The following is a 22,021-nucleotide window of genomic DNA, read 5'->3' on the forward strand; positions in this document are numbered from 1 at the left end:
AATGACAGCAGATATTTTTCTTGGAAATGCTACGAAAGGTTCATGGTTGCTGCAGGCGGGGAGACCCAAAGAAAGTCCAGCAACATGATGTTGTAACAGTTATTGTTTGCAAGGACGTTTTTTATCCATACTTTTTTTCAGGTCATCAAATGTGCAGGTGATTTCATTGCTGCATTGACAACCACAGCCTCCACAACCTCCTCGGAGCGTAGTTTTTATGGATATCATGATATGACGGACCAGGTAGACTATGGTTACGGCTACCAGGGAAAAAATGATGAGATTCTGCATTGAAAATGTTTCCACCAAAAAACGTTTCTTTTACCCCTGCTCGCTGGCCGTAACCATAATGTTGGTTGCAGCAATGTGGTCAAGGCTTAACGTGCTGCCATTAATTTTCACCATACATTGACTCCCGGTGTTGGGGCAGACGAGTTCCAGTTCTGAACCTGGCAAAACTCCCATATGAGCCATGCGGGCGCAGGTCTCTCGATCACCTTGTACAGAACATACTTTTAACCTGCCGCAACAACAGGTATCGGAAAGAGGGCGAATGCCAACATGCCGCTTTTTCTTTCCTTGTACACACCGTTTTCCAATTTTTTTAAAAAGGTGGCAGGATTTTGCGAACTGCTTGTCACTCATGTGTTTCTACCGCTTATGTCCATTGGTGTTTAAAAAAACAGGATGATCACCTGTAAATTTATAGTTGCGAATCAATGTTAGGTACACCAAAACTATGGGTACTGTCAATAGCTTTGAAAAGGGGAAAAGTGAAAAAGAGACAATACCAAGAGTAATTTTTGAGCGGGAGCTTACAGGGCTGTCTTTCTGTGGAGTTTATCCAGGGAGAGTTGTGCGAAAACAGGCATTGCCGTTCAGGTCGAGGCAAATTTGGAAAAAACAGGTGTATATCTGCAGTCTCCTTTCAAGTCTTCAAATATTGTTCAAAAAGTAGGAGAATTTTATGGCCTGGAACTTTTTCTTGCTTGATCTGGCAGGGGGGGGGAGCAACTGGCTGGTCAAGTTTTTTAACGGACTCAGCGGTTTTATCTCCAGGTGGGCACCACTGTTTTTTATCTGTATGAAATCTACAGAAATGAAGCTGAGCGTAGGAACTGTCAGCAACTCTGCGCCGGGTGAAAGAAGCATCGAGCAGAAAAACAACAGGTTACCTGAAGAAACTGTTGTCTTCTGCTCGTCATTATTCAGATTTCCACTTCAATAAAGTCTGCTTCATTATTACGTAGAGTCAAAGTGCCGCCCATCACACGCAGGGCAACAGGATCATTAAGTGGAGCTCTCTGTTGGACGGTAATTGAAGTTCCTGGTACCAGTCCCATTTCGCGGATTCGCCTACCTAGTTCCCCGGTCGCTTTTACCGAGATAATGGTTCCGCTTTGGTTGATTGCCATTTGGCGTAAATTTATTATTGCCATATGCTCCTTGATAAAAAGTGAGGAGTAAAAATAATCCCAGTTTGCCCGGGACCAGAGGTCCCAGGTAAACATTTTGCAATTTTCTGACAGTGGAGTAACAGAGAAAAACTTCTAGGACAAACCTGCACGGCAAAGCCGTCATCCCTTTCCAGCCAGTTTGGCCCATGAATCTCTTAATGTCACAATACGGTTAAAAACAAGTTTTTCAGAATTATTGTCTTTGCTGTCAAGACAAAAATAACCTTGCCGCTCAAATTGATACCTGTCATCCGGGTTGGCATTGAGTAGGCTCGGCTCCACCTTGCATCCTGACAATACCTGCAGGGATTCGGGGTTTAAAAAATCTTTGAAATTTTTTTCTTTGTCCGCGTCGGGGTACTCTACACTGAAAAGTCTGTCATAGAGTCGGATTTCAGCCGTAACGGCTTCTGCCGCGCTCAACCAGTGAATGGTACCTTTCACTTTACGTCCATCCGGTGCGTTGCCCCCCCGGCTTTCAGGATCGTAAGTGCAGTGGAGTTCGACTACTTCCCCCTCGCTGTTTTTAATAGCTTTGTTACAGGTGACAAGATAGGCATACCGTAACCGTACCTCCCGTCCTTCTGTGAAGCGGAAGAATTTCTTTGGTGCGTTTTCCATATAATCTGATCGTTCTATGAACAATTCCCTGGAAAAAGGAACCAGGCGGGTGCCCATATCAGCATTCTGGGGATGATTTTGAGCCTCCAGCATTTCAGATTCGTTTTCAGGGTAGTTGGTAATGATCACTTTTATGGGGTCTAGTATACCAAATACGCGAGGTGCTGTGACATTGAGATCATCGCGTATGGAGTTTTCAAGAACCCCCATGTCGATCCATGATTCTTTTTTGCCAATACCTACACCTTCACAGAAGCTTCTGATGGATTTTGGAGTATACCCCCTTCTGCGAAGGCCGGAAATTGTAAGCATGCGAGGGTCATCCCAGCCTGATACGTGACCTTCGTTGACGAGTTGAAGCAGCTTCCTCTTGCTTGTAACTGTAAAGTTGATATTCAGACGGGCAAATTCAATCTGCCTGGGGTGACATGGAGTGGCCAGAGTATCCAGTACCCAGTCGTAAAGAGGGCGGTTATTTTCAAATTCCAGGGTGCACAGAGAGTGGGTAATACCCTCAAGCATATCCGAAAGGCAGTGGGTGAAATCATACATGGGGTAAATACACCAGGTATCACCTGTGCGGTGATGGTGTGTCTTCATGATGCGATACAGAACCGGATCCCGCAATAGTATGTTGGGTGAGTTCATGTCTATTTTAGCACGCAGCGCACAACTCCCTTCTTCCAGCTCGCCTGCCTTCATCTGGGAGAAGAGTTCCAGGTTTTCTTCCACAGATCTGTTGCGATAAGGGCTGTCTTTACCGGTTTCTGTCAATGTCCCCCTGTATTCACGCATTTGTTCGCTGGAGAGATGACAGACATAGGCTTTACCCATTTTAATAAGTTCCACTGCAAAATCATGCAACTTGTCAAAGTAATCTGAAGCATAATACAGGTGCTCGCCCCAATCGTAGCCGAGCCAGTGGACATCATTTTTTATTGCTTCTACATATTCAGATGATTCCTTGCCTGGATTGGTATCATCAAAACGAAGATGACAACATGCGTTGTTTTCCCGGGCCACCCCAAAGTTCAGGCATATTGATTTGGCATGGCCAATATGGAGGAATCCATTGGGTTCCGGCGGAAAACGTGTAACTATGGTATCATGCTTACCCGATGAGAGATCATCTGCGATAATCTGGCGAATGAAATCCAGCGGGCGTTTGGTTTTGTTCTCTTCATTCATGGTATCCACCGGCACGTTTAATTATTAGGATAAAGGTGACTGATGTCTTCCATTCGTTTCACCACTGTCTCTTTTCCGAGTGTTTCGACAATATCGAACATTGAAGGACCGGCAAGCTGACCTGTGAGCACCGTACGCATCCCGTTAATAAGGATGCCGGGTTTGATATCAAGTTCTGTAGCGAGTGATCGAGTGGCGGCTTCAGCTGTTTCCTTGTCAAATTCGTCCAGAGAGCGAAGCCTGTCAGCAAGCATGGGCATCCAGGTGACGAGATCTGGGTACTTGAGAATGTTTTTTTTCAGAGGTTTTTCTTCCACTGCGTATTCATCGGAAAAATAGGCTCGCCCTGTTGTCGTGAAATCTTCAAGCGTATGGAATCTTTCACGGATCATGTCCAGAGTTTGCAGGAACCATTGTTTGTTTTCAGCAAAATACTCCTCTTTCCACAAGCCTTCAGCCTCCAGGCGCTTGGCGACCATAGCCGCCAATTCTTCAATGTCCATGGTTCGCAGGTAGACTTCATTAATGGAAATCAGCTTGGGGTCGGTGAAAAATTTTGGATCACCTGGACGGAAGTTGAATACAGAGTTGACCTTACTGATTCTGTTAAGGGTAAAAGTTTCAATAAGTTCTTCTCTTGAAAATATTTCCTGATCAGTTCCGGGATTCCAGCCAAGAAGACAGAGAAAATTGCAGAGTGCCCAGGGGATAAAGCCCTTATCTTCGTAAAATTGGACAGCAACGACTTCCCCATGACTGCGTTTTGAGATTTTACGCTTCTGAAGGTCCAATGTAAGTGGCATGTGGGCAAAAACAGGAAGTGGCGAGCCCAGAGCTTCATAAAGCAATACCTGTCTGGTGGTATTTGTCATGTGATCCTGTCCTCTGATCACATGGGAAATACGATCGCGGATATCATCAACGACATTACAGAGGAGGTAGAGGGGCTTTCCATTGGAGCGGACAATGACGAAGTCTTCCATTTCGCTGTATTTCCGTTCAATTCTGCCTAGTACCTCGTCGTCGTAGAAGAGGGTCCCGGTACGTTCAGGCACCTTGAAGCGGATCACGTAGGGAAGTCCCTGGGCTTCCTTGGTGGCTACTTCTTCTGGAGAGAGATGTCGACACGTGCCGTCATACCCGACCTGAAGCTTATTCGCCATGGCATGCTCACGTTTTTGATCCAGTTCTTCCTTGGTGCAGAAACATTTGTAGGCATGACCTTCTGTCAGTAATTGTTGGGCAGCCTTAACGTGATCCTCTTCGAATTCGGTTTGAAAATATGGTCCTTCATCCCAGTCCAGGTCCAGCCACTTCAGACCATCAATAATACCGGCGATGGATTCCTGGGTGGAACGTTCGGTGTCTGTATCCTCGATACGCAAAATTAGCTTGCCATTGTGTTTTTTTGCAAAAAGCCAGTTGACAAGAGCTGTACGTGCACCGCCTATGTGCAAATATCCTGTAGGGCTGGGGGGGAAACGAACTCGAACGTCTACCATGGGAATTCCTCAATATGTAGTGTGTGGATGGCAGAAAGTACAATATGACTTCTGGAATCAAATATATACGGTTTTATGAATTGATTGAAGATGTTGTTTGTTGAAAAAAGCAAAAATTATATTCCTGAGTAGTTAATTTAATAGGATTGTTATCATCCGGAGTTTCCTAATATATACACAGTGAAACTGGATAAGTTGCTGTGCCAACGTGAAAATTCTGTTGCCTGCGGTAGGCGTCCTAGGTAATGTCAAAAAACGGTTACTGCCGCACAAGGAAATCTCACAATCTGTTATCTCGAGCAAGGTCACAACGGTTATGTGTCGGGTGTACCTCTGTGCGATAAAAAAATCTCCGGGCAAAATGAAATAAACGTGATACCTTTTCTCCATAAGAAAAAAATATTCAGTTATTGATGTCGGGAAAAACAGTGGTTATAGCCTGAAGATGAGATATCTTCAAGGTTTTGATTCTTGCAGAAACCAGGAAATAATCTTTTGTGGGTGGGGATAAAAGAGTTGTGTGGCAAGGGTGTTCTCGTTATAGTTATTAGCTTTTGCCGTTGAATTTGAGATATGCGTGCTTTTATAATTTCATCTGTGGGCTATGGTCATATTTTCAACGAGATATAGGGCGTTTTCTCTGTAACCGGTACCATGGGGCCAGAAGAAGAGTACAAAGTTATACGTATTGCTCTGCCCCTGTGAATAAGTTGGAACGATTTAATCTGTATATATAGAAAATGAGAGAAAGTAACAATGGAGAATCAGACAGGTTGTGGTGAATGTCCCGAGGGAATGGTGAAGGATGAATATGGGCAATGTGTCATGCCCTGTGTAACTTTTGCATCTTTTGTGCTCTCCTTGAACACGTCAGCTCTTTTTCATATGGGGGAATTGCCTCACCCGGAGAGTGGGCAGCGAGTTATTGATCGCGCCTTGGCAAAACATACCATTGATACTCTGTCCATGCTTGAAGAGAAAACCAAAGGTAACTTGGAAAGCGATGAGAAAGAACTGCTCAGCCGGATTGTATATGAGTTGAAGATGAAGTTCGTCAAAATAGAAAAAGGCTAGATTTGTTTGGAAAAAAGTAAATCTATCACCATCAACGCGCCAGCAAAGGTCAACCTCTATTTGAAAATAACAGGTAAGCGTTCCGATGGCTATCACACCCTGGAAACGGTCATGCAGAAGATTAATCTGTATGATACAGTTGAGCTGACATTGACCGAACATCAGGGGATCAGCTTAACATGTCCTGATAGTTCCCTCCCGGAAGATCAGTCGAACTTGGCGTATCGAGCTGCAGAAAAATTCTATTCCGTGTTGATAGCCAGGGGAGTGTCCGTCTACGGGGTTGGCATAACGTTACAAAAAGGGATTCCGATAGCAGCTGGCCTCGGTGGCGGAAGCAGTGATGCCGCTGCTGTATTATCAGGGCTTAATGCGTTGTATGGTAGTCCTCTGGGAGTCCGTGAAATGGCTGAAGTCGGAGTTTCCCTTGGTGCTGATGTCCCTTTTTTCCTGCAGTCTGGATCTATTTGTATTGCAACAGGAATTGGTGAAATATTGAAACCTGTATGTTCCGACGCATCTTACTGGTTTGTCGTTGTCAATCCTGGTTTTTCCGTTTCGACAAAATGGGTGTATGAAAATTTTGTATTGACAGAGGATGAAAAAAAGATTAACCTAGATCGTTCACGTATCAAGAAATGGTGGCGGTCCTGTGGGCAAGGAAGTAGTTGTCCTTTTCCCATGGATTGTCTCTATAACGATTTGGAACAGGTTACGGCTGCTCGCTACGGGCAAATTAAACAGATAAAGCATTCATTGATACAGTGTGGAGCTGCTCATGCGCTCATGTCGGGTTCAGGTCCTACGGTATTTGGTGTATTTGCAAGCGAGCATCAGGCTGCACATTGCGTGCAGCGTATTAAAGGGAGCGAAAGTTTTGTGAGTCTGGCTCAGGTCGTTGGTGGCCAAGGCTAGGAAGTGCAAAATGAAGATAAGCTGGGGCGTCGTCAAGCGGTAAGACACAAGGTTTTGATCCTTGCATTCGGGGGTTCGAATCCCTCCGCCCCAGCCATTTGTTGTCCCCTGTGGTATGTTAGTCTCTCGTCAATCCTGCCTGCAGTAGCAACCGATATGTGAATAAGAGATGCACGGGGATGCGTTATGCCCAAAGTGATGAAAGTTTTTACAGGTAATGCCAATCCGCAGATAGCCAAAGAAATTTGTGATTACCTGGGGGTGCCCCTGGGGGCTGCCGAAGTGAAGCAATTCTCTGATGGAGAAATATCCGTCGATATCGGGGAAAATGTTCGAGGAGCTGACGTGTTTGTGATACAGCCGACATGTCCTCCCGTAAACGACAACCTTATGGAATTGCTTATAATGGTTGATGCGCTGAGAAGGGCGTCAGCTCGCAGGATCACTGCTGTAATGCCTTATTATGGGTATGCGCGTCAAGATCGAAAGGTCCGCCCACGTGTTCCCATTACAGCCAAGGCAGTAGCAGAAATGCTGATGGTCGTTGGAACTCGACGTGTACTGAGTATGGATCTGCACGCCGGGCAGATACAGGGCTTTTTTAATATCCCGGTCGATCATCTGTATGCAGCTCCAATTCTGCTGGAGTTTATCAGGAATAATTTCAATGATGTTATTCTGGTGTCTCCAGATGCAGGCGGAGTTGAACGGACCCGCGCATTCGCAAAAAGGCTCAATGCAGGTCTCGCCATTGTAGATAAACGGAGAGATCAGGCAAATGAGTGCGAAGCGGAAAATGTTATCGGTGATGTCAGAGGAAAGACTGCCATCCTACTTGATGATATGGTCGACACCGCCGGTACTCTCTGCAACGGAGCAGAAATACTGATGCAGAAGGGAGCCCGCGAAGTACATGCCTGTTGTTCCCACGCCGTGCTTTCTGGTCCTGCTATTGAACGTTTGAACAAATCAGTAATCAAATCGTTGTTGGTAACCAACTCGATCCCCTTAAGGGAAGAGGCAAAGCAGTGTGAAAAGATAACCGTGCTGTCGGTTGGGAAATTGCTTGGAGAGGCAATTAAAAGAATCCATAACGAAGACTCCGTCAGCTATCTTTTTGTGTAACACAAATACAGTATTTATTCGTAACCCGGAATAGGGGAGGCTTTTTATGTTACAAGTCGATTTGGCGTCCAAAGTGCGCACCGTATTCGGTAAAGGGCCGATGCGCCAGATGAGGATGCAGAAAGTTACGCCGGCAGTGGTTTATAGCGGTGGTGATGAGGCTGTAGCCTTGCAGTTTGATGCAGGACAGCTCTATAAAAAAATGCTTTATATTCACGGTCGCAATGCTGTTGTCACTTTACAGGTTGAAGGTGACAAAAAAGAAAAGCGCCACGCAGTCGTACAGGAAATCCAAAAGGATCCTGTCACCGGCAGTTTGATTCACGTGGATTTTCGTGAGATCGATCTGGAAAAAGAACTCGAATTTGTAGTACCTCTTGAGTATACAGGCACTGCCAAAGGTGTTGATTTAGGTGGTGAGCTTGTCGTGAATCGTACAAGTGTAAAGCTGCGAGGTTGCCCTTTGGATATACCTGATAGTATTTCAACGGATATAACCAGCTTGGAGCAGGGCGGTGCTGGCCTTAAGTACAGCGATCTCGAATTGCCTGAAAAGGTAACCATGCTTGACAAGCCAGAGGTAACCTGCGTTTTTGTTCAGTGAGATTAAGCATTTTTAATGCGTATTTTTATGAATGGGCCGGTTTAATAACCGGCTCATTTTTTTTATAATGTATTCATGGATTATCTGTTCGTCGGACTTGGCAATCCTGGTAGCCAGTATACGGCAACCCGTCACAATATCGGCTTTATGGCCATTGAATCACTTCTAGGCGTGTACAACTGTTCTGCTCCAAAACTGAAGATGCAGGGCCTGTTTACCCGGATAAAGCTTCCCCATTGCGGGCTGATTTTTTTACAGCCACAAACATATATGAATCGATCAGGTGAAGCTGTCGTCAGATTTATGGAGTATTACCAGGTGGATCTTGATCATCTTGTCGTTTTACATGATGATATAGACCTTTCTTTTGGTCGAGTTAAAATTGTGGCAAACGGCGGTGCCGGTGGTCATAATGGTATTCGCTCGATTATCCAGCACGTAGGGGGAAAAACATTTTCCCGAATGAAGATCGGTGTAGGACGACCATCGTCAAAGGGGAACCAGAAAGACATCCCTGTCGATAAATATGTCCTTTCACGTTTTACTGCCCAAGAGCAGGTATTGTTGGAAAAGATATATTGGCGAATCGGTGATGCCGTGGACATATTGCTAACACAAGGTGTTGCGGCCTGCATGAATGAAATAAACGGATTGCCCATAGTCGATTGATAAGACTGGAAATTAACCGTTTGTGTGTTGCATATTCGTCAATATCAAACAAAACTTGCTGCTACTCTTTGCTATTCCGGAAAAATATGGTATTGTATGAATTCGTGAAAACCTTTTCGGGATTAAAATATTGTACGTGCATTATGCAGAATTTTTAAATGTTTTCCGGAGGATCTCGTGTTTTCAGAAGGTGATATGGCTGTGTATCCTGCCCATGGTGTAGGACTCATAGAAGCCATTGAAACACAAACCATTGGTGGCATTGATCAGAGTTTTTATGTAATGAAAATTCTGGACAATGACATGACTATAATGATTCCAACCGCCAATAGCGAAAATGTTGGGCTTCGGGCTATTATTTCCAGTGACGAGGTGACAAGAGTTATTGATATTCTAAAGGAGCGTGATATCAAAATCAACGCTCAGACTTGGAATAGAAGATACCGCGATTACATGGAAAAAATTAAAACCGGATCCGTTTTTGAGGTGGCTGTTGTTCTCAGGGACCTGTTTTTGCTCAAAGAAGATAAAGAGCTTTCTTATGGGGAGCGGAAGATGCTTGATACAGCGAAAAGCCTTCTCGTTAAAGAACTTTCTTTAGCTCAAGAGCTAGAAGAGACATCTATTGAACAGCAGATTGAGCAGTTGTTTTGCTGATATATAAATATTGGTATAATTAGTATAAAGTTTTCTCAAGTGTTTTGTGAGGATGATACCGACCGCGTTTTGACGCACAACGTGCAATCAAATGAAGCCAGACAACGTCTGGATCACTGCATTGTTCGTTTACATCCTGATCTTTCCAGATCGTATATCAACAGATTAATTGCAGCCAAGCACATTTTTGTTAACGGTCAGTCTGTAAAAGCTGGTCATAAACTCAGACCAGGCGATCAGATTACTGTACATTTCCCTCCTGTCGAGCCTAGCGAGTTGGAGCCTGAGGCCATTGATTTTGAGTCGATTTTTGAAGACGACCATCTTCTCATAATCAATAAACCTCCTGGATTAGTTGTACATCCCGCTGCTGGTCATAGGCATGGAACTCTGGTGAATGGCCTGCTGCACAGATTTGGCAACTTGCCAAGTCTGGAAAATTCCAGACCTGGGATAGTACACAGGCTGGATAAAGATACTTCTGGTATCATGCTTGTTGCCAAATCTGATACAGCTTTGAAAAATCTTGCTGATGCTTTCAGGAACCGAGCGGTGAGCAAAACCTATTATGCTTTGCTGGAGCATTGTCCCGTCAAGGATTCTGGGAGCATCGTTGCCCCCATAGGACGACATCCTGTTAACAGAAAAAAAATGGCCATTGTTGAGAGGGGGCGTCATGCTATTTCCCACTATGAGGTCATGGCTTCATATGTTAATGGTATGTGCCTGGTTAAAGTCCGTATTGAGACTGGCCGAACCCATCAGATCAGAGTACATATGGCCTCCATTAATACTCCGATAGTTGGTGATCTACTGTATGGTGGTAAAAAGCACATTTTAGGTGGCCAACATGTTGAGCGACAGATGCTTCATGCACACACACTCGTTTTTCCTCACCCGGTGAGTGGCAAAACGATGAACTATTTCGCTGAATTGTGGTCAGATTTTAGCCAATCCCTAGATTATCTTGATCAGCTGGACAGTTCTCATGGGTAGGGTAATTTGCATTACAGGTGGTATTGGCAGTGGGAAAAGTTCTGTTGCCCGGCTCATGTCTGCTTATTGTAACGTGCCATGTATAGATATTGATGAGTGTTGTAAAGAGTTACTCTGTAAAGGGCACAGAGGATGGCATGCTCTCCAAAATACATATGGGAATGTCTATTTCAATGAATCTGGGCATGTAGATCGCAAGCGGTTACGTGAAGCTCTTTTCTCCGATCCCGAACTGAGGGAGCAACTCGACAGCCTTCTTCATCCCATTGCGCGCAGAACGTTGCTTGACGCAATCGAGCAATATGATGATCAGTTTTTACTTGTGGAAGTACCGCTTGTATATGAAGCTGGGTGGGACAAAGACTTTGACGCTATTGTTGTTGTTGCCGTAGATCGTGAAAAACAAATTCAACGCACAATCACCCGTGATGGAGTAGATGAGGAGCAGGCTCGCCAATCTGTCGATGCACAGATGGAACTCGAGAAAAAGGTAAATTTGGCAGATTATATTGTTGACAATAACGGTGCATGGGCTGATACTAGAAATAAGGTGGTGGATCTCTGTCTTCTGTTGGAACGAGAAATAGGGCTGTTCAAGAAAAAAAACTTGACAGTATGAGCTTTACCAAATATTTAGCTGTATACACCTCAACAATTCTTCCAATGACTGTTGATTTCTTGTTCTGATATTTCATATAAAAAACAATAACGAATAGAAAGCCTAGAGAGGGTCAGGGAGGCACATCTTTAACCTCTGATCTGCTGTTCAGGCAATATAACATACCATCAAAACGACCCTGCCATATTTTTTCAACTAGCTGTACGTATCCTCTTACAGGAACTTCGCGTCTCTCTACCAGTCGAAGGATTTCTAGGCAGTATATAGTGGCTATCCGGTTATGTATTCGTTCATTGTTGATAACAAAATATTCTGTAATAGCGCTGTTTATTCCCCTTGAGCTGCATGGGTGTCGCTCATGGACGCTTTGAAAGACCATACGGAGGAAAGACCGGTCGATGAATCCTACTGAGTTGAAAAATAAAAAAATTAAAGAGCTTGTCGCCTTAGCTGCTTCGCTAAACATTGAAGATTATAGCAATATGCGTAAGCAGGAGCTTATTTTTGCCATTCTCAAGTCCCAGGCAGATGAAGATGGAAAACTCAGGGGGAGCGGTGTTCTTGAGGTACTCCAGGATGGATTTGGTTTCCTTCGCGCTCCAGATTACAATTACCTTCCCGGTCCGGACGATATTTATGTAAGTCCGTCTCAGATACGGAGATTGAACCTCCGTACCGGTGATACTATTGAGGGAGAAGTCAGAGCTCCTAAGGACAATGAGCGATATTTTGCCCTGTTGAAAATTGACAAAATCAATTACGAGCCTCCCGAAGCTGCCAAAAATAAGACCGCATTCGTCAATCTGACGCCACTCCATCCCGAAGAACTCATCAACCTTGAGACTTCTCCAGATAATTATTCCATGAGGGTAATGAACATTACCGCGCCCTTGGGGAAAGGACAAAGAGGCCTGATTGTAGCTCCACCTAGAACAGGTAAAACTGTTCTCATGCAAAAAATTGCCAATTCTATCGTGAAAAACCATAAGGAGGCCCATCTTATTGTTCTCCTTATTGATGAACGTCCTGAAGAAGTCACCGATATGAAGCGCAATGTAGATGCAGAGGTCGTCAGTTCTACATTTGACGAACCGCCCCAGCGCCATATTCAGGTCGCTGAAATGGTAATTCAAAAGGCTAAACGGTTGGTTGAGCATAAAAAAGATGTTGTTATTCTTCTTGACTCCATTACTAGGTTGGCGAGAGCTTATAACACCGTTACACCTGCTTCCGGCAAAATTCTCTCTGGTGGTGTCGAAGCCAATGCACTGCACAGGCCAAAGTTGTTTTTCGGAGCAGCTAGAAACGTCGAAGAAGGCGGGAGCTTGACTATTCTTGCCACTGCGCTCATCGATACCGGCAGCCGCATGGATGAGGTGATTTTTGAAGAATTCAAAGGTACCGGTAATATGGAGATCGTTCTTGACCGTAAAATGGCTAATCGCAGAATTTATCCTGCCATCGATATCCAAAAGAGCGGTACACGTAAAGAGGACCTTTTACTTCCACCAGATGATCTCAATCGAATTTGGATTTTGCGCAAACTCCTTTCTTCCATGAATCCTGCAGATGCTATGGAATTTCTCCTGGATAAAATGTCTCAGACGAAAAACAATCAGGAATTTTTTGCCTCCATGAATCGGTAAATGTGATTTTTACTTTAAAAAAACTGGGAAAAAAGGTATATTATTATTTTTTTGTGCAAAAAAAGCGCGAAGAAATTTTACAAGGAGTAATGAGCAATGAAATCAGATATACATCCAGAATATAATAAAATTAAAGCTGTATGTGCTTGCGGAAACGAGGTAGAACTCGGAACAGTGATGTCCGAAATGAAAGTTGAGATTTGTTCAGCCTGCCACCCGTTTTTCACTGGTAAACAAAAATTGGTGGATACTGCTGGCCGTATCGAGAAATTCAAGAAAAAATATGCGCATCTCAACAAAAAGTAATATTTTTTCTCTAATCCACATGGCCCATTCTTCTTGTGTCATGTGGATTTTTTTGTCTTTAGCCCAGGATAAACTGCATGTTTGACAACCTTCGTGACATTGATGAAAAGCTTGCTGTGCTTGAGCACCAGCTCTCAGATCCGGCACTTGTTCAAGATCAGAAAAAGTTCCAGAAAGTTGTTCGCGAGCATTCTACTGTGTCTAAGCTTGCTTCTTTGTATGGAAAGTATCTGGCTCTTTGTCAGGAAATGGATGACAATAAAGCTTTGATCAAGGATGAAGGGGAAGATCCGGAGCTGGTTGAACTTGCTAAAGCTGAGTTGGGTGAAATGGCTGAGGACAAGGTCAAACTCGAGCAGGATATCAGCGTTCTCCTGTTACCTAAAGACCCCAATGACGAGAAGAATATTTTCCTTGAGATTCGGGCAGGAACAGGCGGTGATGAGGCCGCTCTGTTTGTAGCCGATCTTTTCCGCATGTACAGCCGTTATGCAGAGAGTCAAAGCTGGAAAGTTGAGGTTATGAGTTCCAACCCGATTGGAATCGGCGGCTTCAAAGAAATTATTGCTTTAATCAGTGGTAAAAGTGTGTACTCAAAGCTTAAGTTTGAGTCGGGGGTGCATAGAGTCCAACGGGTTCCCGATACCGAGACACAGGGACGCATACACACTTCGGCTGTAACGGTTGCCATCATTCCTGAGGCTGAAGAAGTAGATCTGCACATAGAACCCAATGAATTAAAATTCGATGTTTACCGTTCATCAGGACCAGGCGGTCAGTCTGTAAACACCACTGATTCTGCTGTTCGCGTTACGCACCTGCCCACAGGACTGGTAGTCACCTGCCAGGACGAAAAATCACAGCATAAGAATAAGGCAAAGGCCTTACAGGTTCTACGGGCTCGTTTGCTGGATAAAATGGAACAGGAGCGTCACGATAAGATTTCAGCTGACCGCAAGAATCAGGTAGGAAGTGGTGATCGAAGTGAACGGATCCGAACCTACAATTTTCCCCAGGGTCGAGTTACAGACCATCGTATCAACCTTACGGTATATAAGCTGGATCAGGTTATTGCTGGCGCCCTGGAAGAAGTAATCATACCTGTTATCACCCATTACCAGACAGAAGCACTGAAACGGGCAGATGCCTAAAGTGTGTTGAACCTGGTTCGGATGCGAATATCAGAACTCCTTATTCAGGCCAGTGCAAAGTTGCATGGCTGTGGCGTGTCTGCAGCTTCTTTGGAAGCAGAGCTCATTATGCTGCATGTTCTTGGATGTTCGCGGGCAAAACTGTATCTCTCCTCTGATGATAACCTCACACCGGATCAACAGGAAAAATTTTCCAATCTTATTGCCCACCGATGTCGTCGAATACCATTGCAGCACCTTACCGGGCAACGTGAATTTTGGTCTTTGGATTTTATTGTAGGCCCAGATGTCTTAATTCCCCGACCAGAGACTGAATTCCTGCTTGAGTGCGTGCTGCAATCAGTTCATCGAACCGCATGTGCAAATGCACTTGATCTTTGTACTGGTAGTGGTGTGATCGCTACAATACTGGCCCTGGAACTTGAAACCAGAGTTCTTGCCACAGACCTTTCTTTGCCTGCGTTGGCTGTAGCCCGGCAGAACGTTGCCCACCATGAGTGTACTGACAAGATCTCTCTGCTTTGTTGCGATTTGTTCAGCGCGATTGCTCCGAAAAAACAGTTTGACCTTATAGTCAGCAATCCACCTTATGTTGGGCTGAACGAACAGGATCAGCTCGAACCTGAAGTAAAAGATCATGAGCCGCATCTGGCTCTTTTCAGCGGCGAAGACGGTATGGACAGTATTATTCGCATACTGACCAGCGCTCCCCAATATTTGCGATCTGGTGGATCTTTATTCTTAGAGATAGGAGCCGGCCAGTCAGAATCTGTTTTGTCTCTTGCCTCTCACATAGGGCATTACCGAAAAACATCGATTACCCAGGACTGGTCCGGAAAGGATAGAGTCTTCCACGGCAGGCTTTAAAGGGTTGATCATCTGCGGCCTGTGGCTAGCACCAACCTGAAAAATACGGCACGCAAATTGCATTGTTTGATTTGTCTTTGCAGTTGGCTGTATCCCACAGAAGTGCCAACCATTGGACCAGTGAAGCTTCGTCGTTTTTTATATATTTTTATTGATCTCCAAAGGTGGGAGGCGATCAATGAACCGAGAATTTCGCGCATCGAAAATGCATGTGAATACAAACAGGTTTACTTTTAACATAATAAAGGGAATAGATGGATAAGATAGTCATTCATGGTGGTCAACCGCTCTACGGAAAAGTGTCAATGAGTGGAGCAAAAAATGCAGCATTGCCTTTACTTGCAGCAACACTTCTCGCACCTGGTTTACATACATTGTCTAATGTCCCCGACTTACGGGATACAAGGACAATGCTCCGTCTCCTGGAAATTCTTGGTGCACACTGGCAGCGTACCGGGTCAACTGTAACCATCGAGACTTCAAATCTGACCACAGCTGAAGCACCTTATGAACTTGTGAAAACTATGCGTGCCTCAGTGCTAGTTCTTGGCCCACTCATCGCTCGATCAGGTTTTGCCAGGGTATCTCTTCCCGGAGGGTGTGCCATAGGCGCCCGGCCAATTAATTATCATTTAAACGGTTTTGAGCAACTTGGCACTGTGACTGAGTTAAAACAGGGATATGTTGAAGTACGTGCAGAAAATGGTGGTCTTGAAGGAGGTACCATATACCTCGATAAACCTACGGTGACGGGCACTGAAAATATACTCATGGCATCTGTGTATGCCAAAGGCAAAACAGTAATTAAAAATGCAGCAAGAGAGCCTGAGATCGGAAATTTAATTGATATGCTGGAAAGCATGGGCGCAAACATCCAAGGGAAAGATACTGACTGTCTCACTATTCATGGCGTGGAGAGTCTGCATGCGGCCACAGCAACTATTATTCCCGACAGAATAGAAACCGGCACCTATATGATCGCAGTGGCGGCTGCTGGTGGAGAGGTGGAAATCACTGATTGTATACCTGGGCACCTCCCCGCTCTTACCGGAAAGCTTGAGAGATGCGGCGTTGATATTGAAGTGGGAAACAATAGCTTTAAGGTGTGCTGCCCGGAAAATAATGGACAGAACCATTGCCGGTTACGCAGTGTGGATGTAACGACACTTCCTTATCCTGGGTTTGCTACCGACCTGCAGGCACAATTTATGGCGCTTATGACGTTGGCAACCGGAGCTGCTGTAATTCATGAGACTATATTTGAAAATCGTTTCATGCATGTTGCCGAATTAGAACGTATGGGAGCAGATATCAAGATAGATGGCGGCAGTGCTGTAGTGAGAGGTGTTGGACGAGGTTTTTTAAGCGGTGCCCAAGTTATGGCGACGGATCTTAGGGCAAGTGCTTCCCTGGTTATTGCCGGACTTGCCGCTTCCGGTATGACTGAAATATCGCGTATCTACCATTTGGAACGTGGCTATGAGAATATGATTGAAAAACTTGCAGGGCTCGGAGCCAATATCAGACGCGTGCGTGAATAGCGGACACAGCATACCTGATCACAGGTATTTTCTTGCTTTCATTTGCCTTGTAACGGTGTTCTGATGCCTCGGATCTGTGCAATTATGATCAATCGAAGAGGTAAAAGCGAGCAACTGGAGATTATGTGGAATACCTGTGATCAATTACGTTAAAAGTCATTTTGTCATGGCGTAAAACATAAGCGCGTTGAGTACAAGTCCATGGTCAATGGTTCCTTGCCTCACCAGAGCAGTTACTTCTTTATATGACCTGAGGAAGCACTCAATATCCTCCATGTCATCCTGTTTGGGGTTATCAGACTTAACCGCATCCTTCACCAGTATTGTATAGCAGTAGTTATCCTGCAGAGCAGGATTAGGGCACACTTTTCCTATAATTTCAGGCTGGTTCCCCCTGTATCCGGTCTCTTCCTGTAATTCTCGGCATCCTGCAGTTATCGGGTCTTCTCCTGGATCAATTATGCCGCCGGGTATTTCTATCTCCGGACGGCAGCTTCCATAGCGAAATTGGCGTATCATGACCAGTTGCCCTATGGGGGTTACTGCAACAACATTTACCCAGTCGGAAAAATCAAACCTGATAAATTCTTTTTTTCTGCCAGTTCTTTGACATCTTGCCGGACCGGATCTGATGGTTGCCAGCGGTGTTTTCAGTAATTCCTTCTCTTGGGCTAATATCCACCCGTGTACCTCTATATCGTCTTTCATTGTTCAATATCTATTTTTTACTGCCCTGTTGGTTAGTTAGTGCCTGTCTATACATGCTTTTTCGTTAGCTCGTTACTCGCTTACTTACCCAATTATTGCGTTATGCTCAAAATTCTATTCTCGAATGTAAGCGAAGACTCCGATACCAGGTATATGTTTATGATAAAAGATATCGCATGTCTCGGATTCTACGCTTACCCAAAGGTGAACATAAATCCTCATGTATGGATAGACACTATCTATCGTCGACCTGACCCACCACTGCCGCCAGAATTGCCGCCAGATCCTCCTGCACCGCCACCGGAGCCACCGGAGCCACCTGAACTACCTGAGCCATTTGAGTTATTGCCTGATCCACTGGAATCACCAGAGCCACTTGAGCTATTGCCCGCTCCTCCAGAATTACCAGAACCGCTTCCAGCACTTCGGCCGGAGATTCCTGTTTCCCTGCCGGTTGAAATATTAGATGAAATACTACGTGCAGCGTTTTCTGCAGAACCATAGCGGGCCTGGCGCTCAAAAGCATTTCTGACCTGCCTCATTTCAGCAGCCCCAAAACCACAGTTGATTGCATTTTCTGTCATCTCACCAATTGTCTCTGAGCGTACAGAGCGATAGGCCATCGCACGTGCTGTAGTCCATACCTGAATAGTTAGCTTATCCGCATCAGCCTTATTCATTGTACTGGTTCTTGTCTGCAGTGCGGCGACTATCCTACTGGAATCCTCAGTCTTAAGCCCCGCAGCATAGGCGTTGGCCACAAGGTCACAAAGAGTCTCCTGTATTGTCGTATTATCAGAGAGATTCCGGGCTGTTTTGTAGGCATTTGCATACCTACTTCGCACCGTTTCAGCCGCAACAACTATTCTGTCTTGATCAATATTCTTGGCAATGCCCTCATAGATCTTATTTGTAACAGGTTCCATTGGTAGCTTTTCTTTTTTTGCCAGTGAAACAATAGTACGCACTTGGTTAATGTTTTTTTGGCTGAACCTGTATTCCTTCATTGCCTGCAGAAGATTCGCCTCTTCAATGCCGTCTTTAGAAGAGGGCATTGAAACACCAGAATTCTTAAAAGTATTCACTTGTGCTACGGCCTGATCGGCAAGACTAAAAAAAATAGAGGCAAGAGTTATCCCTATGAGAATCATAGATCTGTTTTTCATGCGATTATCTCTCCCGTTAAAGCTGACGGTTACCAATGCAACGGGCATGGTTGCTTTTTGCAGCCTTGCCACAACACAAACAATTGTTTGCCTTTATTGTTGGATTCATGATTTGTATGATGATTTTCATATATAACAATTGCTTACTGTTAAGGTTACCTTTCAGGAGCGAATAAACAGTTTCTCGCTCCGAAATCATCGACAACGGTCAGTTCGCATGCAGGAATTTCTGGTACCTTATCGATAAGATAGAAGTAAGAAAAGTTACTTCTTTTAGGTACCGTAATTCGCCACATGCCGTGGTCAATATGTGCGGCAGGGTGTAATGTGAAGTGGTCGATGGACGAGGCAAAAAGGACTTCTCTTGCATCCGGATTCTGGTAATACAGCGCGATAGAATCCGATTGGATGATAAAGTAGTGCCGCTTTGAACATCCGGTAGTAATAAAAATCAGGAAGATTGCAGCAGCCAGAAGCGTTTTTCGTTGAAAGAACATAACCATTTTTATGTCTCCACCTTTATGACAGAATTTATTGTACCGAAATCATCTGGCTCACGTGCTGCTACGGTTGGATCGGGTAAAAGCATCTTACCGTCCACTACGAAAGAATATTTATGTTCCCCATGGACTACAGGCAGGGTAATTTCCCAGTAATTACCAATGCCAGTGGGTAACAGAGCCACCTTTTTCCAGTTAGTAAAGCTGCCTATTATCTCAACCTTCACCGCCTCCTGATAGAGAACAAAACGATAGTTAACCGCTTTATTCTGAATAGGGGTGACGTTTACGCCTGCCATTTCTTCATGGGGACCTTTCTCTGTTCCTGTAAAGATAAAAAATACTATAACCATAGCCACTGCAAAGCTAGCTATTGGCTGCCACCAAGAGGAGAGAGCTTTCTGTAGGGAAAACTGCACTGCCTGAGAAGGAATCGGTCCTGGCATCCATTTTTCAGGTGCTCCGTGCAGAAGTTTTTCCTGCTCTAAAAATGACTTGGTTTCGCATGCAAATTGATGACTGTCGTGTACCTTATCCACGAACGTTATCTTCTCATCAAGATTAAGTTCGTCATCAATGAATTGAGAAATTAAATAGTCTTCCATGGCAGATTCAGGTTAAAAGTTGTCTTAGTTTTTTTCTTGCCCTGTGTACTTTTACTTTAATATTTGTTTCACTGCACTGGTGGATGGCCGCAATATCAGCATAGCTTAGACCGCTGCTAACAACGAGGGCTAGGATATCTCTTTCTTCCGGTGATAACTGTTTCATTGCATCCAGAACACGTCTCGCTTCCTCTTTTTCAATATACTTCTTCTCCTGATCTGACGCGGGCTCAACAGGTTCTACATCTAAAGACGCGTCATGTTTTTGCAGACGTATATAATCGTGGAAAAGGTTTCGGCCAATGGTGAAGAGCAAGGCCAAACTCAGTTCCCGGTTTTTATATTTTTCCAGATAACGGGTAAAACTTTCCTGAACCAAATCATTTGCTACATGGGAATTGCACGATTTCCGTAGCAAAAAGTGATAAAGTCGCCCGCCATTTTCTAAATAGAATGCCCGAAATTTATCCATAATACTATGCTAACGGAAAAAGAGAGTGAAGGTTTCATAAAAAATAAGGTTTATTGTAAGTAGTATCTTGTGTTTCACAACAAGATGTTGTCTAACTTGCTGTTTTAACATTGAATACCGAGGTTTTTTTGGAAATTTGATAATCAAATGTAAAATATTCTGTAACCTTCTTTTTTCTTCTACGTTTACCTCATGAAATACGGCAGATTTACAACCATTTCTCTGAACATGGTGTTTGGGGAATTATCTGTTCAAGCCACGATTAAAGGAGTGTACACATGAAGAAAAAGATCAGCACATTGTTTGTTGTCTCTTGCGCCACCCTCATGCTGACAACTGCGACATATGCAGGTCAAGGAAAATCGGCCGGTTATGGTGATGGTAGCGGAGATTCAACCGGAGATTATGGTCCAGGCGATTGTGATCTTACATCAATCATGAAAGATTATCCTGGTTTCCTTCTTGCCGGTAATGGGCATGGTCCAGGTGATGGAACAGGATCTGGTGACCAAAGCGAGGCAAACGGGCCTGGAGATTGTGATACTGCTTTGATCATAAAATTGGATTCCAGCCCGCTACTTGCCAAAGGTGGCGGAGGTGGCAATGGAAATGGAGGCGGAGGGAACGGTAACGGTAACGGTGGCGGTGGAGGCAATGCCGGGTCAGGGGATAACGGTGGCAACGGACCTGGTGACGGAACAGGAACGGGTGACGGCCCCTTGGACGGAACGGGGAATGGACCTGGAACCGGCGACTGTCTCAACACCTGAGATCACTCTACCCGCCAGCCTTATGGCTGGCGGGCCCCACCATATGATCAAACCTCAAGTTCTATTTCCATCTTCATCAACTGCTACGTGTAAAAAAGCAAATTTTTGATGCAACCTAAGTAGCAAATTTCATTTGAAATATTTCTAAAAGTAACATCACCTGCGCGAATAGCCAGCATTTGCACATTCTTTCCACATTTCTTGAAAATAGGGAGAGTATTGTTTTGTGTAGTTAAAGAGTTAATCCCTCTATGACTGCCAAAAAAGTTGCGATGCAACAGATATAAGACAAAACGTTAATGCACAGGTGAAAAAACATGAATCGTAAACAAAAACTGAGTCTAACCAGATGGATGCGTACACTCCATAGAGACATTGGCTTTTTTGTAGTGGGGCTAACCATTATTTACTGCGTAAGCGGAGTTCTTTTAACCTACCGGGATACCGGTTTCCTTAAAAGCGAAATCCTCATTGAGAAAACACTGAAACCGGGATTGGCCGCAAACACCCTCGGTAGAGAACTGCGCATTCGAGATCTTAAGGTAACTGCTGGGGAAAACGATATCATATCCTTTGCTACTGGCAGTTATAATACCGTAACAGGTATTGCTACTTATACCGCAAGTGAGCATCCATATCTTCTGAGATTGTTTAACAATTTACACCATGTGAGTAGCAAGGACGGCAGGCATTGGTTTACGACTCTGTATGCTATTGCACTTCTGTTTTTAGCTCTTTCCTCTTTCTGGATGTATATACCTGGCAACAGTCATTTTAAACGAGGGCTGCTTATCTCTTTTTGCGGGATTCTTTTCTGTGTGCCGCTTTTGTTACTTTAAACTGATTGTTTTGCAAATTTTTA

The 22,021-nt window shown here is 44.5% G+C and carries 26 protein-coding genes and 1 tRNA gene; 17 read left to right on the top strand and 10 right to left on the bottom strand.

Annotation, left to right across the window (positions count from 1 at the left end):
• Window positions 1-99: 99 nt before the first annotated feature.
• Together G493_RS0107110 and G493_RS0107115 are read right to left on the bottom strand one after the other, a co-directional pair.
• On the bottom strand, window positions 100-291 hold the full coding sequence (locus tag G493_RS0107110; protein WP_028579815.1) for a hypothetical protein: 192 nt from the start codon (window positions 289-291) through the stop codon (window positions 100-102).
• A 30-nt stretch (window positions 292-321) separates the two neighbouring features.
• Window positions 322-645: a FeoA family protein gene (locus G493_RS0107115; RefSeq protein WP_028579816.1), complete on the bottom strand. Its 324-nt coding sequence runs from the start codon at window positions 643-645 to the stop codon at window positions 322-324.
• A gap of 322 nt (window positions 646-967) precedes the next feature.
• On the opposite strand from G493_RS0107115, the gene G493_RS0107120 reads away from it, so the two are divergent.
• Window positions 968-1,228, top strand: coding sequence for a hypothetical protein (locus tag G493_RS0107120; RefSeq protein WP_028579817.1), 261 nt, complete (start codon window positions 968-970; stop codon window positions 1,226-1,228).
• Here the strand turns inward: G493_RS0107120 and G493_RS0107125 are convergent.
• The 3 genes from G493_RS0107125 to gltX all read right to left on the bottom strand — a co-directional run bounded on the left by G493_RS0107125 (window position 1,209) and on the right by gltX (window position 4,768).
• Window positions 1,209-1,439 carry a FeoA family protein gene (locus G493_RS0107125; RefSeq protein ID WP_028579818.1) on the bottom strand — a complete coding sequence of 77 codons (231 nt, stop codon included), beginning with the start codon at window positions 1,437-1,439 and terminating at the stop codon, window positions 1,209-1,211. The two genes, G493_RS0107120 and G493_RS0107125, sit on opposite strands and share 20 nt — an antisense overlap.
• A gap of 138 nt (window positions 1,440-1,577) precedes the next feature.
• Window positions 1,578-3,266, bottom strand: coding sequence for a glutamine--tRNA ligase/YqeY domain fusion protein (locus tag G493_RS0107130; RefSeq protein WP_028579819.1), 1,689 nt, complete (start codon window positions 3,264-3,266; stop codon window positions 1,578-1,580).
• A 17-nt stretch (window positions 3,267-3,283) separates the two neighbouring features.
• Window positions 3,284-4,768, bottom strand: coding sequence for a glutamate--tRNA ligase (gene gltX / locus G493_RS0107135; protein ID WP_028579820.1), 1,485 nt, complete (start codon window positions 4,766-4,768; stop codon window positions 3,284-3,286).
• Window positions 4,769-5,524: 756 nt separating this feature from the next.
• On the opposite strand from gltX, the gene G493_RS0107140 reads away from it, so the two are divergent.
• The 14 genes from G493_RS0107140 (at window position 5,525) to murA (ending at window position 16,938) form a co-directional block, all read left to right on the top strand.
• Window positions 5,525-5,842 (top strand): DUF1844 domain-containing protein, encoded by a 318-nt coding sequence (locus G493_RS0107140; protein ID WP_028579821.1) that lies wholly within the window; start codon window positions 5,525-5,527, stop codon window positions 5,840-5,842.
• A 6-nt stretch (window positions 5,843-5,848) separates the two neighbouring features.
• Complete coding sequence (gene ispE, locus G493_RS0107145; protein WP_028579822.1) at window positions 5,849-6,757, top strand: 4-(cytidine 5'-diphospho)-2-C-methyl-D-erythritol kinase; 909 nt, start codon at window positions 5,849-5,851, stop codon at window positions 6,755-6,757.
• Between the two features lie 22 nt (window positions 6,758-6,779).
• A tRNA-Gln gene (locus tag G493_RS0107150) sits at window positions 6,780-6,854 on the top strand.
• 89 nt (window positions 6,855-6,943) lie between these two features.
• Window positions 6,944-7,882, top strand: coding sequence for a ribose-phosphate diphosphokinase (locus G493_RS0107155; protein ID WP_028579823.1), 939 nt, complete (start codon window positions 6,944-6,946; stop codon window positions 7,880-7,882).
• Between the two features lie 46 nt (window positions 7,883-7,928).
• Window positions 7,929-8,486 (top strand): 50S ribosomal protein L25, encoded by a 558-nt coding sequence (locus G493_RS0107160; protein WP_028579824.1) that lies wholly within the window; start codon window positions 7,929-7,931, stop codon window positions 8,484-8,486.
• A gap of 75 nt (window positions 8,487-8,561) precedes the next feature.
• Entirely contained in the window at window positions 8,562-9,155 is a 594-nt protein-coding gene (pth, locus tag G493_RS0107165; protein ID WP_028579825.1) for an aminoacyl-tRNA hydrolase, read from the top strand.
• A gap of 177 nt (window positions 9,156-9,332) precedes the next feature.
• Window positions 9,333-9,812 (top strand): CarD family transcriptional regulator, encoded by a 480-nt coding sequence (locus G493_RS0107170; RefSeq protein WP_028579826.1) that lies wholly within the window; start codon window positions 9,333-9,335, stop codon window positions 9,810-9,812.
• Window positions 9,813-9,893: 81 nt separating this feature from the next.
• Window positions 9,894-10,808 carry an RluA family pseudouridine synthase gene (locus G493_RS0107175; protein WP_051309097.1) on the top strand — a complete coding sequence of 305 codons (915 nt, stop codon included), beginning with the start codon at window positions 9,894-9,896 and terminating at the stop codon, window positions 10,806-10,808.
• Window positions 10,801-11,427 (top strand): dephospho-CoA kinase, encoded by a 627-nt coding sequence (gene coaE / locus G493_RS0107180; protein ID WP_051309098.1) that lies wholly within the window; start codon window positions 10,801-10,803, stop codon window positions 11,425-11,427. The genes G493_RS0107175 and coaE overlap by 8 nt, the downstream gene beginning before the upstream one ends.
• Before the next feature lie 398 nt (window positions 11,428-11,825).
• Entirely contained in the window at window positions 11,826-13,073 is a 1,248-nt protein-coding gene (gene rho, locus G493_RS0107185; RefSeq protein WP_028579829.1) for a transcription termination factor Rho, read from the top strand.
• Window positions 13,074-13,169: 96 nt separating this feature from the next.
• Window positions 13,170-13,379, top strand: coding sequence for a 50S ribosomal protein L31 (rpmE, locus tag G493_RS0107190; RefSeq protein WP_028579830.1), 210 nt, complete (start codon window positions 13,170-13,172; stop codon window positions 13,377-13,379).
• A 77-nt stretch (window positions 13,380-13,456) separates the two neighbouring features.
• Window positions 13,457-14,530, top strand: coding sequence for a peptide chain release factor 1 (gene prfA, locus G493_RS0107195; RefSeq protein ID WP_028579831.1), 1,074 nt, complete (start codon window positions 13,457-13,459; stop codon window positions 14,528-14,530).
• A gap of 21 nt (window positions 14,531-14,551) precedes the next feature.
• Window positions 14,552-15,397 carry a peptide chain release factor N(5)-glutamine methyltransferase gene (gene prmC / locus G493_RS0107200; protein ID WP_035273876.1) on the top strand — a complete coding sequence of 282 codons (846 nt, stop codon included), beginning with the start codon at window positions 14,552-14,554 and terminating at the stop codon, window positions 15,395-15,397.
• Between the two features lie 254 nt (window positions 15,398-15,651).
• Entirely contained in the window at window positions 15,652-16,938 is a 1,287-nt protein-coding gene (murA, locus tag G493_RS0107205; RefSeq protein ID WP_028579833.1) for a UDP-N-acetylglucosamine 1-carboxyvinyltransferase, read from the top strand.
• Window positions 16,939-17,094: 156 nt separating this feature from the next.
• On the opposite strand, the gene G493_RS28255 is transcribed toward murA, so the two are convergent.
• The 5 genes from G493_RS28255 to G493_RS0107230 all read right to left on the bottom strand — a co-directional run bounded on the left by G493_RS28255 (window position 17,095) and on the right by G493_RS0107230 (window position 20,389).
• Window positions 17,095-17,646, bottom strand: coding sequence for an NUDIX hydrolase (locus G493_RS28255; RefSeq protein ID WP_051309099.1), 552 nt, complete (start codon window positions 17,644-17,646; stop codon window positions 17,095-17,097).
• Window positions 17,647-17,885: 239 nt separating this feature from the next.
• On the bottom strand, window positions 17,886-18,812 hold the full coding sequence (locus G493_RS31910; protein WP_028579834.1) for a hypothetical protein: 927 nt from the start codon (window positions 18,810-18,812) through the stop codon (window positions 17,886-17,888).
• Between the two features lie 155 nt (window positions 18,813-18,967).
• Complete coding sequence (locus G493_RS0107220) at window positions 18,968-19,309, bottom strand: hypothetical protein (RefSeq protein WP_153306448.1); 342 nt, start codon at window positions 19,307-19,309, stop codon at window positions 18,968-18,970.
• 8 nt (window positions 19,310-19,317) lie between these two features.
• The gene (locus G493_RS28265; RefSeq protein ID WP_035273878.1) at window positions 19,318-19,917 is read right to left on the bottom strand and encodes a glycogen-binding domain-containing protein; all 600 of its coding nucleotides are present in this window, start codon (window positions 19,915-19,917) and stop codon (window positions 19,318-19,320) included.
• Between the two features lie 7 nt (window positions 19,918-19,924).
• Window positions 19,925-20,389, bottom strand: a complete 465-nt coding sequence (locus G493_RS0107230; RefSeq protein ID WP_028579837.1) for an RNA polymerase sigma factor — start codon at window positions 20,387-20,389, stop codon at window positions 19,925-19,927.
• Between the two features lie 278 nt (window positions 20,390-20,667).
• Between G493_RS0107230 and G493_RS0107235 the strand changes: the two genes are divergently transcribed.
• Together G493_RS0107235 and G493_RS0107240 are read left to right on the top strand one after the other, a co-directional pair.
• Window positions 20,668-21,159: a hypothetical protein gene (locus G493_RS0107235; protein ID WP_028579838.1), complete on the top strand. Its 492-nt coding sequence runs from the start codon at window positions 20,668-20,670 to the stop codon at window positions 21,157-21,159.
• 317 nt (window positions 21,160-21,476) lie between these two features.
• Entirely contained in the window at window positions 21,477-21,998 is a 522-nt protein-coding gene (locus G493_RS0107240; protein ID WP_028579839.1) for a hypothetical protein, read from the top strand.
• Window positions 21,999-22,021: the final 23 nt, after the last annotated feature.

Origin of the sequence: Desulfogranum japonicum DSM 18378, from assembly GCF_000429945.1 — a bacterium.
GTDB classification, from domain to species: domain Bacteria; phylum Desulfobacterota; class Desulfobulbia; order Desulfobulbales; family Desulfobulbaceae; genus Desulfogranum; species Desulfogranum japonicum.

What these genes read in the sequence shown, in the direction of transcription:
- G493_RS0107110 (WP_028579815.1), bottom strand. Translation starts at nt 291, where the DNA reads ATGCAGAATCTCATCATTTTTTCCCTGGTAGCCGTAACCATAGTCTAC.
- G493_RS0107115 (WP_028579816.1), bottom strand. Translation starts at nt 645, where the DNA reads ATGAGTGACAAGCAGTTCGCAAAATCCTGCCACCTTTTTAAAAAAATT.
- G493_RS0107120 (WP_028579817.1), top strand. Translation starts at nt 968, where the DNA reads ATGGCCTGGAACTTTTTCTTGCTTGATCTGGCAGGGGGGGGGAGCAAC.
- G493_RS0107125 (WP_028579818.1), bottom strand. Translation starts at nt 1,439, where the DNA reads ATGGCAATAATAAATTTACGCCAAATGGCAATCAACCAAAGCGGAACC.
- G493_RS0107130 (WP_028579819.1), bottom strand. Translation starts at nt 3,266, where the DNA reads ATGAATGAAGAGAACAAAACCAAACGCCCGCTGGATTTCATTCGCCAG.
- gltX (WP_028579820.1), bottom strand. Translation starts at nt 4,768, where the DNA reads ATGGTAGACGTTCGAGTTCGTTTCCCCCCCAGCCCTACAGGATATTTG.
- G493_RS0107140 (WP_028579821.1), top strand. Translation starts at nt 5,525, where the DNA reads ATGGAGAATCAGACAGGTTGTGGTGAATGTCCCGAGGGAATGGTGAAG.
- G493_RS0107155 (WP_028579823.1), top strand. Translation starts at nt 6,944, where the DNA reads ATGCCCAAAGTGATGAAAGTTTTTACAGGTAATGCCAATCCGCAGATA.
- G493_RS0107160 (WP_028579824.1), top strand. Translation starts at nt 7,929, where the DNA reads ATGTTACAAGTCGATTTGGCGTCCAAAGTGCGCACCGTATTCGGTAAA.
- pth (WP_028579825.1), top strand. Translation starts at nt 8,562, where the DNA reads ATGGATTATCTGTTCGTCGGACTTGGCAATCCTGGTAGCCAGTATACG.
- coaE (WP_051309098.1), top strand. Translation starts at nt 10,801, where the DNA reads ATGGGTAGGGTAATTTGCATTACAGGTGGTATTGGCAGTGGGAAAAGT.
- rho (WP_028579829.1), top strand. Translation starts at nt 11,826, where the DNA reads ATGAATCCTACTGAGTTGAAAAATAAAAAAATTAAAGAGCTTGTCGCC.
- rpmE (WP_028579830.1), top strand. Translation starts at nt 13,170, where the DNA reads ATGAAATCAGATATACATCCAGAATATAATAAAATTAAAGCTGTATGT.
- prfA (WP_028579831.1), top strand. Translation starts at nt 13,457, where the DNA reads ATGTTTGACAACCTTCGTGACATTGATGAAAAGCTTGCTGTGCTTGAG.
- prmC (WP_035273876.1), top strand. Translation starts at nt 14,552, where the DNA reads ATGCGAATATCAGAACTCCTTATTCAGGCCAGTGCAAAGTTGCATGGC.
- murA (WP_028579833.1), top strand. Translation starts at nt 15,652, where the DNA reads ATGGATAAGATAGTCATTCATGGTGGTCAACCGCTCTACGGAAAAGTG.
- G493_RS28255 (WP_051309099.1), bottom strand. Translation starts at nt 17,646, where the DNA reads ATGAAAGACGATATAGAGGTACACGGGTGGATATTAGCCCAAGAGAAG.
- G493_RS31910 (WP_028579834.1), bottom strand. Translation starts at nt 18,812, where the DNA reads ATGAAAAACAGATCTATGATTCTCATAGGGATAACTCTTGCCTCTATT.
- G493_RS0107220 (WP_153306448.1), bottom strand. Translation starts at nt 19,309, where the DNA reads ATGTTCTTTCAACGAAAAACGCTTCTGGCTGCTGCAATCTTCCTGATT.
- G493_RS28265 (WP_035273878.1), bottom strand. Translation starts at nt 19,917, where the DNA reads ATGGAAGACTATTTAATTTCTCAATTCATTGATGACGAACTTAATCTT.
- G493_RS0107230 (WP_028579837.1), bottom strand. Translation starts at nt 20,389, where the DNA reads ATGGATAAATTTCGGGCATTCTATTTAGAAAATGGCGGGCGACTTTAT.
- G493_RS0107235 (WP_028579838.1), top strand. Translation starts at nt 20,668, where the DNA reads ATGAAGAAAAAGATCAGCACATTGTTTGTTGTCTCTTGCGCCACCCTC.
- G493_RS0107240 (WP_028579839.1), top strand. Translation starts at nt 21,477, where the DNA reads ATGAATCGTAAACAAAAACTGAGTCTAACCAGATGGATGCGTACACTC.